Origin of the sequence: Streptomyces sp. NPDC090499, assembly GCF_044769305.1 — a bacterium.
Taxonomy (GTDB): domain Bacteria; phylum Actinomycetota; class Actinomycetes; order Streptomycetales; family Streptomycetaceae; genus Streptomyces.
In genome coordinates, this window is the sequence record NZ_JBIVXP010000001.1 from 1,536,577 (window position 1) to 1,551,092 (window position 14,516).

Here is a 14,516-nt window from a genome sequence, read left to right on the forward strand (position 1 = left end):
CCGCGGGATCCGGTCAGCGGGTGGCGAAGGGAGTCTTGGGGGTCCAGACGGCGAGGTCCTCGTAGGCCTTGCGCCAGTCGTTCTCGTAGGCGTTGCGCAGCGGCTCGGGCATGTTGCCGAGGAGCTTGGCGACCTTTGCCGCGTCGGCGTCGTCGAGCAGCCAGGGCAGGTAGCGGGAGGAGTCGTCGCCGACCCGGGTGCGCTGCTCGCCGGCGAAGGCCGCCCACTGCTCCTGGGAGAGCGTGATGTCCATCAGCCGCAGGGCGTCCCGCTCCTCGTGGTCGAGGTGGCCGCCGAGCTTGGTGCAGAGGGTGTCGGTCAGGCCGGTCAGGCGCTCCAGGCCGGAGTCGCGGTCGGCGAGGGCGGCGTCGATGTCGGCGAGCAGCGGGTCGATGACGCCGTGCTCGGCCTCCATGTCGGCGAGCAGGGCCAGTTCGGCGTCCTTGCCCGCCAGCGCGGCCTCCATGACCGGCCAGATCTTCACGTCCTCGGAGGTGTGGTGGACGGTCAGGAACTTCTTGAAGAGCTCCCAGCCGACCGCGGTGCTCAGTACGTGCCGGGGGTCCTCGTCGACCCGTGCGGTGATCCGGGCGATCCGCTCCAGCTCGCGGCGGAGCGCGTCGTGGATGGCGAACATCATCGTCATGTCGAGGTTCTTGAAGTCCTGGCTCATCGTTCTCTCCCTCACTGCCTCACTGCTGCGTCGTACTGCGAGAGTATCGTCAACTCACTTATCTATCAACCTTCCAACTAGCAGTCTTCCAACCATCAGGGACGGAACTGTTCGCCGGTCGGCGGCTGACGCCGCGGCCCCGCCCGCAGGCGCAGGTCAGCGGGTTCTCGCGATCTCCAGGGCGGGCTCGTCCTGGCCGGTTCCGGCCGTCTCCCGGCCGGGCTCCTCGTCGATCCCCTTGCGGATCCGGGTCAGCGCCGGGGTGGTCATGGCCGTGGTGAGCAGCGCCATCAGCACCAGGACCGTGAACAGCTCGGGCCCGATGACACCCAGCCCGAGCCCGATGTTGAGCACGATCAGCTCGGTCAGGCCACGGCAGTTCATCAGCGCGCCCAGCGACATGGAGTCCCGCCAGTCCCGGCCGGAGAGCCGCGCGGCGAGCGTGCCGCCGCCCCACTTGCCGGCCACGGCGACGGCGAGCACGGCCCCCGCCCACAGCCACTGGGTACCGCTGCCGCCGAGCAGCCCCACGTCGGTCTTCAGCCCGGTGCCGACGAAGAACAGCGGCAGCAGCACCGGCACCGCGAAGGCCCGCATCCGGGCCGCGGTGGCCTCGATCCGCCGGCTGCCGCGCGGGGTGACCACCCCGAACAGGAACGCGCCGAACAGCGCGTGCACCCCGATCCGGTCGGTGGCGAACGCGGCCAGGCTGAGCCCGCTGAACAGCACCACCAGCACGACCGCGTCGGCGTACCGGCGTTCCGCCCGCGCGGCCCACCTGGCCAGCAGCGGCCGTACGACGAGGAACATCACGGCGGCGAAGACGAGCGCGTACCCGGCGGTGGTCAGGGCCTCAAGCGGCGAGTTGCTCTTCGTCACCGCCACCACCGCGGCCAGCAGGCACCAGGCGCTGACGTCGTCCACGGCCGCGCTGGCCATGGCGAGCGCGCCGACCCGGGTCCGGTACAGGCCCCGGTCGGTGAGGATGCGGGCCAGCACCGGGAACGCGGTGATGCTCATCGACACCGCGATGAACAGCACGAACGGCAGCTTCTCGGTGCCGGACGGCGCGAAGTCGCCGTACATGCCGAGGGCGAGCAGCGTGCCCAGCAGCAGGGGCAGCGCGATCCCGGCCTGGGAGACGGCGACGGCCGTTCTGCTGTGGCCGCGCAGGGACTTCAGGTCGAGTTCGAGTCCGACGAGGAACATGAACACGAGCAGGCCGATGTTCCCGAGCACGCCGATGTAGGGCAGCGCCGACTCCGGGAACAGCCACGCCTGGGCGCCGGGCCAGAGCCGGCCCAGCAGGGACGGGCCGAACAGGATGCCGGCGGCTATCTCGCCGACGACAGGGGGCTGCCCGAGCCGCCCGAGCAACTGCGCCCCGGCCCGGCAGGCGAGGATCACCACGGGCACGGCGACGAGCAGGGGGGTGAGCGGATCGGGGGCGGCGGCTGCCATGGCGTTCTCCTGTAAAGAGGGGCCAGGTTTCTGTTTTCGGGGGCGCGGGGAACTGCGCGATCAGCCACGACGGCGCCGCGGTCGCCCGACAACCACACGAGGCACGGCGATGCGCAGGAAGTGCCGCGATCCCTGGTACACCGGCCACAGGTCCGATGTGGCTGGTCGCGCAGTTCCTCCCCCAGCCTTCGGCCGGGGGTACCCCCAGCGCCCCTGAAGGGGTGCGCTGTCGGCGCCGGGGCTTTCAAGTGCCGTAGGGACGCGCCGCCTTGGCCTCGCGCAACGCGTCGGCCCACCAGCGCAGCTGGTCCAGCATCAGCTTGGCCGCGGCCTCGGCACCCTCCGGCTCCGCCGGGAACGTGCCGTCGGTGTCGTAGTGCTCCAGCACCCGCGGGAACGTCACGACGTCCTTCATCCCCACGCAGTGGAACTCGGCGAAGATCTGCCGCAGATGCTCGATCGCCCGCACCCCGCCGGCCATGCCGAGGCCGTAGCCGACGAACCCGACCGGCTTGGCCTCCCACTCGGTCTGGAAGCTGTCGATGAGGGTCTTCAGCGGCCCGGGAACGCTGCGGTTGTACTCCGGTACGACGACCACGTACGCCTCCGCCCCGGCGAGCCGGGGCCGCAGCGCCGCCGCCCGCGGGTCGGCCTCGTCGAGGCTCGCCGGCAGCAGGTGCCCGGCCACGTCGACGACGTCCAGGACCAGGTCGTCGCGGCGGGCGGCGACCCGCGCGAACCAGCCCGCGACGTCCGGGGCGAGCCGCCCGTCGCGGGCGGAGCCGACCAGCAGCACCACCCGGACCGGCCGGGTGACCGGGCCGGCGGCGGTCACGGCCGGGCCGCCCGCAGCCGCGCCGGTGCCTCGACCGGTGTCAGCGCGAGGAACTCGGTGGCCTCCACCCGGGAGAGGATCCGCCGGGTCAGGGCGGGCATCCGCGTCGTCCCGTCGTCGGTGAAGACCACCGGCGCGGTGACCCGGATCCGGCGGCCGCGCGTGGTGATCTCGCAACCGCCCGCCGCCAGCACGTTCCTGACCCAGTCGGAGCCGGGCCCGTACGGCAGTGTGATGACGATGTCCGCGCCGCGCCGGAACAGCTTGACGGGGGTGGCGAACTCGCGCCCCGACCTGCGGCCGCGGTGGTGCACCTTCCCGAAACCGGGCAGCCGGCTGAACAGCGGTCCGACGAAGTGGTTGGCGAACCGCCGGTTGAAGCGGGCGACTTTCCTGTCGATCGGCATGTCTCAGGTCCCTCCGTAGGGCACTTCGGTTCCGTGGCCGTGGGGGGCGCCCCCCCCCCCCCCCCCCCCCGGGCCCGGGCGCCCCCCCCCCCCCCCCGCCCCCGCCCCCCGCCGCCCCCCCCCGCCCCCGCCCCCCCCCCCGCCCCCCCCCCCCCCCCCCAAAAAGGTAGAGTACGGGGGGGGGGGGGGGGGGGGGGGGGGGGGGGGGGGGGGGGGGGGGGGGGGGCCGGGCCGCGCCGCCCGCCGGGCGGGGGGGGGGGCCCGCCCCCCACGGCCGGGCGCGGCTCAGGCCGCGGGCTTGCCCGCCGGAGTCAGCGGGCCGACCGGCTTGCCGCCGGACTGGAGGAACTTCTGCAGGGCGAAGTTGTCGACGATGCCCCAGCGCTCGGCGATCCGGTCGCCCTCGAAGCGGAACCAGATGATCGCCTGGTGCTGCACCTGCAGACCGGTCGGCTGGATGCCGATGAACGGGCCGGTGTGCCGGCCGTGCATGACCCAGCGGATGGCGGCCTTGTCGCCCATCGATATGAAGTCGAGGATCTCGTACTTGATGTCGCTGAACGCGGACTGCTGGATCCGGATGGTGTGCTTGAACGCCTCCGGGCCGCGCATCGAGTCGTCGTGGCTGCCGTGGTTGCGGAAGTCGGCCGTGAGGTAGCGGTCGGCGGCCGACAGGTCGCCGAGGTCCAGGCCCTCGTGGAAGACCTTCTCGATCAGTTCCTTCTGCTGCTCCGCGGTGAGCGTGGTCGGCATGGGTGCGTTCTCCTCTGCTGAAGTGGCTGCTGCGGTGGGCGGGTTGCCCCGGGTGTCGAGGGTCTGCCGGTCGACCTGGGTCACTCCCCTGGGCACGGCGCCGGTCGTCCACACGATCCGCAGCCGCAGCCGGTCGAACCGCCAGCCGCCGGGGGTGCGCCGGGCCGTGCCGGCGAAGCGGCCGCCGAGCTGGAAGTACCGGGTGGGGTCCGGCGGCAGCGGCGAGCCGTGGTGCACGTGGGAGGCGATCAGGCTCCAGCTCAGTTCGGCCCGGTCGCCGTCGACGTCGACCTGGGTCTCCGAGCCGTGGTGGTGGGTACGGCCCCAGCGCGCCATGATCTCGGTGGTGAAGCCGGCCACCCCGGCGAGGCCCCGGTGGCTGCCCACCGGGAACGTCATCTCGACGTCCTCGGTGAACAGGGACCCCGCCCAGGTCTCGTCGAAGCCGCCCTCGTCGAGGCCGGCCAGATAGCGCCCGGCCAGGTCCCTGAGGCTCAGCACGTCGGTGAGCCGGGCGACCTCGGCCGTCATGACACCCGGCGCGCTTCGGTCCGGGCGTCCGTCGCGTAGATCACGACGTCGTCGGGGCCGTGCACGACGGCCTTGCCCTCGCCGGTGAGCGCGTCGCCGTCGTGCCGCGCGGCGATGTCGATCTGGATGTACGCGGCCCGGTGGCCGTTGGGGCTGATCTGGGTGACGTCGAGGTTGAAGTCCTCGCGCAGGGAGAACTCCAGCGAGTCGTCGCCGGTGACGGTCCAGGCGCCGGTTCCGGTGCTCTTGCGCGTGGTGACCGAGAGCGAGCCGTCCGGGGCGAAGGCGACGGTGTACTCGTCCACCTCGCCGTCGTGCGTGACCGTACCCGTCCATTGACCGACGGGTGTCCAGGTGGAAACAGGCATCGACCACACTTCCTCAAGTCGGGGCGGAGGGAAAACAAAAAATCCGCGCCCCGGTCGGGGCACGGATTTCGGGATGGCTGCCACGGGCTCGAATGCACAAGCCCGGGAGAAGCGCCCCCGCCGTCAGGGCATGGGGGCGCCGAAAAGAGTGTGACACCTCTGTTCGGATGCGTCAACTTCCCTTTAGATGAAGCGAGTTGATAATCAGGGCGGGCAACCGAAGCAGCCCCCGCGGCGGGGGGGACGGGCCGCGGGGGCTGCTTCGCACCGGATCCCCGCACGGATCCGGTTTCTTGCGGGTGGTGGTCGGTGAATTCCGCGCGCCGGCGCGGAGTTACTCGAATTCACTGCGGTTACGGGGTCTCGCGCCGGCTATTCGGTCTCGCTCCTGCGCGCCAGTGCGAACAGTTCGTCGAGGTCGTACTCGGCCCGCCGGGGGCCGCCGTGGCGGGTGAGCTTGCCGCGGCTGGCCCATTTGCGGATGGTCGCCTGGGTGACGCCCATCGCGAGGGCCGCCAGTTCCGTCGGGACCGTGCGCGGCTTCGCCGTTCCGGGCGCCGTCTCGCCCCCCGTCCCGCGCGCCGTCCCGCTCGCCGAGCCGGCCGGGCGGTCCGGTTCCGTCATGTCGTCACCGCCGCGCGCGCCCGGTTCGCGACCAGCAGCCACTGGCGCGGCGGCAGTGCGTGGCCGGCATCGCAGGTGACCTGGTCCGGCACCCGGTCGCCGCCGTCCGCCGGCAGGACGCCGTGGAGCGTCCCGGCGCACTCCGGCCGGGTGCACGCGCCGAGGGCGAACCGGCGTACCGGGCCGGGGCCGAACAGGTGGCGGAAGTCGGTGAGGAGTTCGGCGAGTTCCTCGTCGAGGTCGGCGCCCGCCGGGTGCCCGGCGAACCAGGGCAGCTGCCCGCGCAGGAACCCGACCAGCGCGGGCACCCCGCGGTCCGCGGGCCGGGCGCCGGTGCGCTCGTCCACGACGAGCCGTGCCCACAGCGCCATGACCTCGGCCGCCCGGGCCCGCAGGGCCAGCGCCCGCTCGTCGAGCACGATGCCGACGGTGGCCCGGCTGCCGCTCACCCGTTCGCGCAGCACCGGCGCCCCGGGCACCAGCGCCCGGTCGCTCTCCCGGTACAGGTCGAGCAGGGCACGCAGGCCGCCGTCGATCCGGCCCAGGCAGCGGACGCAGATCCGGCCGCAGCGGCTGCGGCAGTCGCGGCTGACGTGGTCGTCCGTGAGTCGCTCCGGCTCTTCCATTCGGATCCCCCGAATCCTCGGTCCGTGTGGAACTGCGTCCAGTCTCACGAGGGCGGGCGGCCGCTTCAACGCACGGCGGTTCAGGGTTCCCACAATCCTCCGCAGCTCTGTCAGCGGAGTGTCAAACCTGTGTCAACTGGCCAGATTTGAGCCTTTTTACAAACAGACCTGTCTGATTGAGGACTCATCCGGGACTCCGCTCACCACGCACGTTTCCGGACAACCCCCCTCGCCGCCAGCAAGGTTGGGATTCTGTGGAGATCATGAGGAGGTGGACCACCACCGGGGTCCTCTCATGAAACAGGCATGGTTGTATGATTCTTACCACCATGGGCACCGGTGCCCGCAGACAGTGCGTGTACCGGGCACACTGCTGGCAGGGAAGGCGGGTACGACCTGATGCAGGCGCGATCCGAGCACACGCGTCAGGCTCTCGTCCATGCCACCGCCGAGCTCATCGCGGACGGTCGGCTGTCCGACGCGGGCCTGGTCAACATCTGCCGCCGGGCCGGGGTCAGCCGGGGGGCGCTCTACCACCACTTCGCCTCCACCACCGCGCTGACCGCGGCCGTGTACGAGGAGGCGAGAGCGCGGGTGGAGGCGCTGACCGAGGAGGCCTTCGCGGGGCCGGCGGCGGACGCGCCCGGACGCTTCCTGTTCGCGCTCGGCGAGGCCATGCGCACCGAGAAGGTCGTCCGGGCGGGCATGCAGCTGGCCGCGGACGGCTCGGCCGGACCGCCCCGGCTGCGCGACGACCTGCTCGCCGCGGTCCACGAGCGGGTGACGGAGGCGCAGCAGGAGTCCGCGGAGCAGGCCGAGGACCTCGCCGACCTGGCGGTGGTGATGGCCGCGGGCATCGAGACCCTCGGGCACACCGACCCGAGCTGGTGGGACGGCGAGATCACCCAGCGCCTGTGGCGGCTGCTGCGCCCGCTGTTCGACCGGGACCGGCCGCCGGGCCGGGGCGGCGAGCGCAGGATCTGAGAGCGCCGGTCACTCCTCGGGCGGCGTCGTGCGCAGCCGCCCGACCAGGCCCGGCGTGGCGAGGCCGGGCAGCAGGAACTTCCACAGGACGCTGGTGCGTTCGGGCAGGTCGGCGCGGCCGGTGTAGGCCTGGGACATGATCTGCAGACCGGTGAAGGAGCCGACGATCAGCGAGGTCACCTCGCGTACGTCCACCCCCGGCAGGATCTCGTCCCGCTTCTCGGCCTCCTGGAGCAGCGTCAGGATGGTGTCCATGGACTGTTCGTAGGTGGTCTGCGGCGGGCAGTCGAATGACGTCTGCTCCGTCGTCAGCCGCACGCTCGCGCGCAGCACCGCGTCGTGCTGCAGGCGCCGGGCGAACTCCAGGGTCAGGTCGATCACCGACTGCAGCCTGATCGGCCGTTCGGGCACTTCCAGGGCCTCGGCATGGGCCTGCACCAGGGCCAGCGCGATGGCTTCCTTGGAGGGGAAGTGGTGGTAGAGGGACCCCCGGGTGAGTCCGGTGCGGGCCAGGATCTCGTTGGTGCTGGCGGCGTCGTAGCCGCGCTCGTCGAAGACCTGGGCCGCCGCCTCCAGGATCGACCGCCGTGACCGCTTGCCGCGTTCCTGCTGAGCCATGCCAGATCCTTACGCTCTCCCGCCGAATTCAACAGACTGGTCTGTATCGTAAGCCGCACCGGCGGCCCACGGTCAGTACCGCGGCGGGAGTTGTCAGAAAGCGGTTCCCCGCCCGCCCACCGGAACCGGGCGTGACCTGGGAGGACGTGCGAGAGGGCCTAGGGACTGCCGATCCGGAAACCGACCCCGCGGACGGTGACGATCCAGGCACTGGAGCCCAGTTTGCCGCGCAGGGTGCCCACGTGGGTGTCGACCGTGCGGCCGCGCGGCGACCACGCGTCGTCCCACACCTGGGCCATGATCTGGCGGCGCGGGATCACCGTGCCGGGCTGCGAGGCCAGCAGGTGGAGGAGGTCGAACTCCTTGCGGGTCAGGTCGAGGGGCCGTTCGTCGAGGACCGCCGTGCGGGCGCCCGGATCGATGCACAGCGGGCCGTGGGTCACCACCCGGCCGGCCGCCGGCTGGTCCGCGGGCCGGACCCGCACCCGGCGCAGCACCGCCTCCATCCGGGCCAGCAGCTCCCGGAAGCCGTACGGCTTGACGAGATAGTCGTCCGAACCCGCCTGCAGGCAGAGCACGCAGTCGAGTTCCGAGCCGCGCGCGGTCACGGCGATGATCGGCAGGTCGCTGACCGCCCGGATGCCGCGGCACACCTCCAGGCCGTCGAGGTCGGGCAGGTCGAGGTCGAGCAGGACCAGGTCGGCCTCGCGGTGGCCGCGCAGCGCCTGGGCGCCGGTGGTCGCGCCGTGGGTGGCGTAGCCGTGCCGGGCCAGCCCCTGCAGGAGCGGGTCGGCGGCCCGCGGGTCGTTCTCGACGACCAGGACGTGCAGCGCTCCCGCGCGGGGCGCGCCGTACGCGGGGGCCGGGTGGGCCGGGTGACCGGCCGGGACGAGCGGGCCGTGCGAGCGGTGGCGCCGTGGCGACGGCGCCACGAGGTCCGCGTACTGGCGGTTCATCTGCTCCCCCTGAGGCACATCCACGTCATCTCGGACTGCGGGTTCACGACTCGACCGTACCAAACAGACTTGTCTGATTGTCAACTGCCCAGGCCGAGAGGCGCGGCGCTCGGGCCGGTCTTCAACACCCCTACCTTGAGCTGCGATTTCAGTGGAATACCGGACAAGTGGGAGGTGAGACTCCGTTAAGTCGCCCCACGGAAAGACTTCACCAAGGACAGCGCGCCATCGCCAAACCATACAACCTTGCACGTTTCATGGTGGCAATACCGGCATAACGGGCGCCTGACATCGATGGCAAGCCCCCAAGCCTCCCCGACTCACCCAAGAAATCGCCTCGCCCCTTGCAGAACCGGACCGACCTGTCTGTATCTTGTGGTGCAGAACGTCGGCCACGGGGGGTGACAGCCGACGTACGGCCTGTTGCCCCCTCCTTCCCGTCACACCGACACAGGAGCGCTGCACATGCCGCACCTCACCGACCGGGCCATCGCCACGAAGCCCCTGCTTCCCGCACTGACCACCACCGTGCCGCGTGAGTACGTCCATCGCGCGGCGGTCTCCGAAGTACTGCTCACCGGCTGGGAGCGCGACGAGTCCCCGGGCGCCGACGGCTTCGACGGCTTCGTCGTGCGGGCCCAATGGCCGCGCAGCCACGCGCTGTTCGCCCCCGACGGCGGATACCAGGACCCGATGCTGCTGATCGAGTCGGTCCGTCAGATCGGATCCCTGCTCGCCCACGCCGAGTTCGACGTGCCGTTCGGCCACCAGTTCCTCATGTCTGACATGTCCGTGACCGCCGAGCCCGACCTGCTCGTCGCGGACGCGGTCCCCACCGACGTCGAGATGCACGCGGTCTGCCGGGACGTCGTCCGCCGCGCGGGCCGGCTGCGGGAGATGCGCTACGACGTCACCGTGGTCCGGGAGAACGGGGCCCGAGCCACCGCCTCCGCCGCGTTCCGCTGCATGAGCCCGGAGGTGTACCTGCGGATGCGCGGGGAGCGCCCCACCACCACCGACCGCACCCCGCCACCGGCCCTCGACCCGGCCGCCGTGGGCCACGCCACCGGCCGGCACGTCGCCCTGTGCGAACCCGCGCCCGGCACCCGCGGCAGATGGGAACTACGGGTGGACACCGCGCACCCGACCTACTTCGACCACCCGGTCGACCACATACCCGGCATGTTCCTCCTGGAGGCCGCCCGGCAGGCCGCGCACGCCCGCACCGGGGCACCCTGCGCCCTGCTGCTCGGCACGCGCAGCGAGTTCACGCGGTACGCCGAACTGGACGCGCCCTGCTGGATCACGGCCGACCCCGAACCGTACGGCGACCGCGGCGACCTGCTGGTGCGGGTGCGCGGCAGCCAGCGGCAGGAGACGGTCTTCACCGCCGAACTCGTCCTGCGGCCCCGTGTCCGCTGACCCCGACCGCTCCCCGGGAGAGTCCCCGTGCCCGTCCTTCTCATCACCGGCGCGTCCGGGTTCGTCGGGGCCCACGTGACGCGCGAGGCACAGCGCCGGCGGGCCGACCTCAGGCTCATGAGCCACCGCCGGTCCCTGCCGCGGTCCTGCTCCGGGGCCCGGACCGTGCACGCCGACCTCACCGACCCCCGCTCGCTGCGCGGGGTGTGCGACGGGGTCGACGTACTCCTGCACTGCGCGGCGCAGATCGGCGGCAGCGCCGCGGCCAACGAGGCGGTCAACGTGCGTGGCACGGCCGCGCTGGTCGCCGAGGCGCGGCGGGCCGGGGTGCGCCGGATCGTCCAGCTCAGCACGGCCTCGGTGTACGGCCGCGGCACCTTCCGCGGACACCGGCCCGAGGAACTCACCCGCAATCCGTGCTCCGTCACCTCCCGCACCCGCGCGGCGGCGGAGGACGCGGTCCTCGCGGCCGGCGGCGTGGTGCTCCGGCCCCATCTGGTCTTCGGAGTGGGGGACCTGTGGGTCGGCCCGAACCTGGCACGGCTGCTGCGGGCCCTGCCGGGAGTGGTGGCCGGCTGGCTGTCACGGGCGTCGGTCATCGGCGCGCCGGACCTGGCCCGGCTGCTGGTCGCGACCGCGCTGGCGCCGGACGGGGCGCTGACCGCGCGGGTGTACCACGCCGCGGATCCGGCGCCGGTCACCGTGGGCAGTGCGCTGCGGGCGGTCGCCGGCTGTGCGGGGATCGACTGGCCGCGTGACAACCTCACGGTCGAGGGGGCCAAGGCGATCCTCGCGGCGAAGGGGGTCGCGCCGGACAGGCTCGACATCCTCACGACGGACCACTTCTTCGCGGCCGAGGCGCTCTGGGCGGATCTCGGTCAGTGTCCGGGAGGTGGCTTCGACACGTGGTTCGGCCGTGCCGAACCGTGGTACCGCTCCGTCCTTGCGACGAACTGACGTCCCGCCCGGCACCCGCTGCGCCCGGTACCGGGTCCGGTGGCCCCACCCACCGGACCCATATGGCGCCGCCGCCCCTGACCGAGGGCGGCTTTCTTCTTGCGGCGATGTGCTCTGCGCCGACGCGCCAAAGCGGCCGGTACGGTGAGGCAATGGTTCTTCGCTGTGCTGTGCTTGACGACTTCCAAGGGGTGGGCGGGGAGTTCGGGGACTGGAGCTCGCTCGCCGGCCGGGTCGAGGCGGTCTCGCTGCGGGAGCATCTCGGGGACGAGGACGAACTCGCCGCGGCGCTCGCCGACTTCGACATCGTGGTCACCCTGCGCGAGCGCGTCGCCTTTCCCGGTTCGCTGCTCGGGCGGCTGCCCCGGCTGCGGCTCCTGATCGCCTCCGGGATGCGCAACAGCGTCATCGACTACGCGGCCGCCGAGGCGCACGGGATCACGGTGTGCGGAACAGAGAGTTCCGCGACGCCGCCGGTCGAGCTGACCTGGGCGCTGCTGCTCGGGCTGGCCCGGGGGCTGGTCCAGGAGAGCGCGGCGGTGCGTGGCGGCGGGCCCTGGCAGTCCACCGTCGGCGCCGATCTGCACGGGCGCCGGCTCGGGCTGCTCGGCCTGGGGAAGATCGGCGGCAAGGTCGCGCAGGTCGGGCTCGCCTTCGGCATGCACGTCAGCGCGTGGAGCCAGAACCTCACCGGGGAGCGCGCCGGGGAGGTCGGCGTCGACCTCGCGCCGAGCAAGGAGGACCTGCTCGCCACCAGCGACTTCGTCTCCGTCCACCTGGCGCTCGGCGACCGCACCCGAGGGCTGCTCGGCGCCGCCGAACTCGCCCTCCTCAAGCCCACCGCCTACCTCGTCAACACCTCCCGCGCGGCGATCGTGGACCAGGACGCGCTGCTCGCCGCGCTGCACGCGGGCCGGTTCGCGGGCGCCGGTGTCGACGTCTTCGACATCGAGCCGCTGCCCGCCGGCCACCCGATGCGCACCGCCCCCCGGCTGCTGGCCACCCCGCACCTCGGCTACGTCTCCTACGCCAACTACACGACGTACTACGGCCAGGCCGTGGAGAACATCCGGGCCTTCCTGGCTGGCACCCCGGTACGGCGGCTGCCTCAAGGGGCGGCCCGACTCCGGCCCTTGGAGTGATCGTCGGCTGATCGGCGTGACCAGCCGCAGGTCGGGGCGTTGAACGGGGAGTGCGGCGGCTGGTCCTGCCGCCGCACTCCCCGAGCAACAAGAAGGAGAACGTGATGTCTCGCATCGCGAAGGCCGCCGTCGTAGCCCTCGGCACCGGCGCTGTGGTGATCGGCGGGGCCGGCCTGGCCCTGGCCGACGCGGGTGCCAACGGCGAGGCCGTCAACTCGCCCGGCGTGGTGTCCGGCAACGTCATCCAGGTGCCGGTCAACATCCCGGTGAACGTGTGCGGCGACACCATCGACGTGATCGGTCTGCTGAACCCGGCGTTCGGCAGCACCTGCGCCAACGAAGGCCACCTCAAGGCCGGTGACGGCAAGAACGGCGGCTACGGCTCCTGAGCCACCGCCTGCGAAGGAGCCCCGGCGCCCAGGGCGCCGGGGCTCTTCCCGTGTCCGGGGCCGGCTCAGGCGTACCGGTAGATCCGGCTCACGTCCTCCAGCGACTCGGGGGTGACGTCCCACGGCGGCAGCTTCCCGCCCCGGGCGACGATCCGGTCGCGCTGCGGGTCGCCGGGGCCCGGTGGCCTCGCCGGCAGGTAGCGCTGCCCGCGGTGCCGGGCCTGCCAGCGCTCCCACTGGAGGTCGAGGAAGGCGTGGTGGAACCAGAAGACGGGGTCGTTGACGGAGGCGCCGCCGAGCATGGCCCCGCCGACCCAGCGGTGCACCCGGTTGTGGTTGCGCCAGGACGCCTTGCCGCTGCCGGTCCCCCAGCCCTCCAGCAGGTTGCGGAACCCCCGGGTGGCCGTCGAGTCCCACGGCGGGACGTCGTAGGCGGGGTCGGCCAGCGCCCGGTCGAGTTCGGCCCTGGTGGGCAGGTCGATCGGGTCACGGGCCCGGCCCAGGTCCCGGGCGAGGAACTCGCCGTCGGTGATGCCCTCGGTGATGGTCCAGTGCCCCGCCGCATAGGCGAAGGGGCCGGTCATCACCTGCTGGTCGCGGGCCCGGCCGTTGCCGCCGAGCAGGTCCTTCGTCCAGGGCGTGCCGGACGCGGAACGGTCCTTCGTCCAGTCCCAGTACGGCACCGTCACGGACCCGTCGACCCGGCGCAGGGCCTGCTCCAGGTCGAGCAGGAAGCGGCGGTGCCAGGGCAGGAAGGAGGGCGCCATGTGGGCGGCGCGCAGTCCGTCCTCGCCGTCGGGGGTGTAGTAGTCGATGTGCGTCCGCACGAATTCGTCGTACTCGCCCCGCCGTTTGACCTCCAGGAACGCCTTCACGAGCCGCCCCCGCTCGGCGGCCGTCAGCCTGCTGACGTCCTTACGCACGTACGCCATGGTCTCCCCCCATGTGCATGTGTCCCGGCGCCGGGTCGCGCAGCCGCTGCCCGGGACCCATCTCGTCGACGGCCCCGCGGGTCGCCGCCAGCGGGGTCGGGTACGAGCTGTAGTGGTCGACCATGCTGAGCCAGCTGCCGTCGGCCCGCCGCATCAGGTGCAGCGGCCGGCCGTCCACGGTGACCTGCCACTCGCCGCCGTCGACGGCCCGCCCGGCCGCCGGGACGAGGGCGCCCCGGATGCGGCGGCCCCGGTAGGTCTCGTCGAAGGAGGTGCCCGTCGCCCGGCCCGCCGGAGGCGAGGGGCGGGAGGCGGCGACGACCGGGGCGAACGCCAGGGCGACCACGGAGGCGAACAGCCCCCGGGCCAGCTCGCGCCGCGTCGGTCTGCCCGCCCCGGCTCTGCCCGGCCGCCCTGCTCCCGGCTCCGCGCCCACCGCCACACCACCGACTCCGACGACCATGCTCACTCCTCGTACGGTTCACCCGACCACTGTCGGTACGGGTAACCGTCCGAGGGGCCGCGCGGTCACCGCCGCACTGCCGTCCGGGGCGGGCACGGCCGACGGGCCGTGCCGCGAGGAGGGTTACTTGCCGGTGCCGGGGCCGGCGCCCAGATTGCCGCCGACGACCGTCTGCAGGACCGAGGCGAGCACGGCCGACGGGCCGTGCCGCGAGGAGGGTTACTTGCCGGTGCCGGGGCCGGCGCCCAGATTGCCGCCGACGACCGTCTGCAGGACCGGGGCGAGCACGGCCGACGGGCCGTGCCGCGAGGAGGGTTACTTGCCGGTGCCGGGGCCGGCGCCCAGATTGCCGCCGACGACCGTCTGCAGGACCGG

General features: G+C 72.7%; 17 protein-coding genes. 5 read left to right on the top strand and 12 right to left on the bottom strand.

Annotated elements, in window-relative coordinates; translation table 11 throughout:
• Positions 1-13 precede the first annotated feature (13 nt).
• The 8 genes from ACIQVL_RS07070 to ACIQVL_RS07105 form a co-directional block, all read right to left on the bottom strand.
• On the bottom strand, positions 14-673 hold the full coding sequence (locus tag ACIQVL_RS07070; RefSeq protein WP_403474653.1) for a hemerythrin domain-containing protein: 660 nt from the start codon (positions 671-673) through the stop codon (positions 14-16).
• A gap of 156 nt (positions 674-829) precedes the next feature.
• A complete protein-coding gene (locus ACIQVL_RS07075; RefSeq protein WP_403427456.1) occupies positions 830-2,134 on the bottom strand; it encodes a cation:proton antiporter in 1,305 nt (434 codons plus the stop codon).
• Between the two features lie 244 nt (positions 2,135-2,378).
• Entirely contained in the window at positions 2,379-2,969 is a 591-nt protein-coding gene (locus ACIQVL_RS07080; protein WP_403427454.1) for an NADPH-dependent FMN reductase, read from the bottom strand.
• Positions 2,966-3,376, bottom strand: coding sequence for a nitroreductase family deazaflavin-dependent oxidoreductase (locus tag ACIQVL_RS07085; protein WP_403427452.1), 411 nt, complete (start codon positions 3,374-3,376; stop codon positions 2,966-2,968). Before ACIQVL_RS07085 ends, ACIQVL_RS07080 begins: the two co-directional genes overlap by 4 nt.
• A gap of 285 nt (positions 3,377-3,661) precedes the next feature.
• A complete protein-coding gene (locus ACIQVL_RS07090) occupies positions 3,662-4,660 on the bottom strand; it encodes an ester cyclase (RefSeq protein WP_403474654.1) in 999 nt (332 codons plus the stop codon).
• A complete protein-coding gene (locus tag ACIQVL_RS07095) occupies positions 4,657-5,028 on the bottom strand; it encodes a dehydrogenase (protein WP_351959117.1) in 372 nt (123 codons plus the stop codon). The genes ACIQVL_RS07090 and ACIQVL_RS07095 overlap by 4 nt, the downstream gene beginning before the upstream one ends.
• A 372-nt stretch (positions 5,029-5,400) precedes the next feature.
• Complete coding sequence (locus tag ACIQVL_RS07100) at positions 5,401-5,652, bottom strand: hypothetical protein (RefSeq protein WP_403427450.1); 252 nt, start codon at positions 5,650-5,652, stop codon at positions 5,401-5,403.
• Positions 5,649-6,278 (bottom strand): OvmZ protein, encoded by a 630-nt coding sequence (locus tag ACIQVL_RS07105; protein ID WP_403427449.1) that lies wholly within the window; start codon positions 6,276-6,278, stop codon positions 5,649-5,651. Before ACIQVL_RS07105 ends, ACIQVL_RS07100 begins: the two co-directional genes overlap by 4 nt.
• 399 nt (positions 6,279-6,677) lie before the next feature.
• Between ACIQVL_RS07105 and ACIQVL_RS07110 the strand changes: the two genes are divergently transcribed.
• The gene (locus ACIQVL_RS07110) at positions 6,678-7,262 is read left to right on the top strand and encodes a TetR family transcriptional regulator (protein WP_403427447.1); all 585 of its coding nucleotides are present in this window, start codon (positions 6,678-6,680) and stop codon (positions 7,260-7,262) included.
• Positions 7,263-7,271: 9 nt separating this feature from the next.
• Here ACIQVL_RS07110 and ACIQVL_RS07115 read toward each other — a convergent pair whose 3' ends face one another.
• Positions 7,272-7,880, bottom strand: a complete 609-nt coding sequence (locus tag ACIQVL_RS07115) for a ScbR family autoregulator-binding transcription factor (protein ID WP_403427445.1) — start codon at positions 7,878-7,880, stop codon at positions 7,272-7,274.
• Positions 7,881-8,038: 158 nt separating this feature from the next.
• A complete protein-coding gene (locus ACIQVL_RS07120) occupies positions 8,039-8,836 on the bottom strand; it encodes a response regulator transcription factor (RefSeq protein ID WP_403427443.1) in 798 nt (265 codons plus the stop codon).
• A 465-nt stretch (positions 8,837-9,301) separates the two neighbouring features.
• Between ACIQVL_RS07120 and ACIQVL_RS07125 the strand changes: the two genes are divergently transcribed.
• The 4 genes from ACIQVL_RS07125 (at position 9,302) to ACIQVL_RS07140 (ending at position 12,746) form a co-directional block, all read left to right on the top strand.
• Positions 9,302-10,258: a ScbA/BarX family gamma-butyrolactone biosynthesis protein gene (locus ACIQVL_RS07125; RefSeq protein WP_403427442.1), complete on the top strand. Its 957-nt coding sequence runs from the start codon at positions 9,302-9,304 to the stop codon at positions 10,256-10,258.
• A 27-nt stretch (positions 10,259-10,285) separates the two neighbouring features.
• Entirely contained in the window at positions 10,286-11,215 is a 930-nt protein-coding gene (locus tag ACIQVL_RS07130) for an NAD-dependent epimerase/dehydratase family protein (protein ID WP_403474655.1), read from the top strand.
• A gap of 152 nt (positions 11,216-11,367) precedes the next feature.
• Positions 11,368-12,357: a D-2-hydroxyacid dehydrogenase family protein gene (locus tag ACIQVL_RS07135; RefSeq protein WP_403427438.1), complete on the top strand. Its 990-nt coding sequence runs from the start codon at positions 11,368-11,370 to the stop codon at positions 12,355-12,357.
• A gap of 104 nt (positions 12,358-12,461) precedes the next feature.
• Complete coding sequence (locus ACIQVL_RS07140) at positions 12,462-12,746, top strand: chaplin (protein WP_403474656.1); 285 nt, start codon at positions 12,462-12,464, stop codon at positions 12,744-12,746.
• A gap of 65 nt (positions 12,747-12,811) precedes the next feature.
• Here the strand turns inward: ACIQVL_RS07140 and ACIQVL_RS07145 are convergent, their stop codons facing one another.
• Positions 12,812-13,678 (bottom strand): tyrosinase family protein, encoded by an 867-nt coding sequence (locus ACIQVL_RS07145; RefSeq protein ID WP_403474657.1) that lies wholly within the window; start codon positions 13,676-13,678, stop codon positions 12,812-12,814.
• Positions 13,662-14,141, bottom strand: a complete 480-nt coding sequence (locus tag ACIQVL_RS07150) for a tyrosinase cofactor (protein WP_403427434.1) — start codon at positions 14,139-14,141, stop codon at positions 13,662-13,664. Before ACIQVL_RS07150 ends, ACIQVL_RS07145 begins: the two co-directional genes overlap by 17 nt.
• Positions 14,142-14,516: the final 375 nt, after the last annotated feature.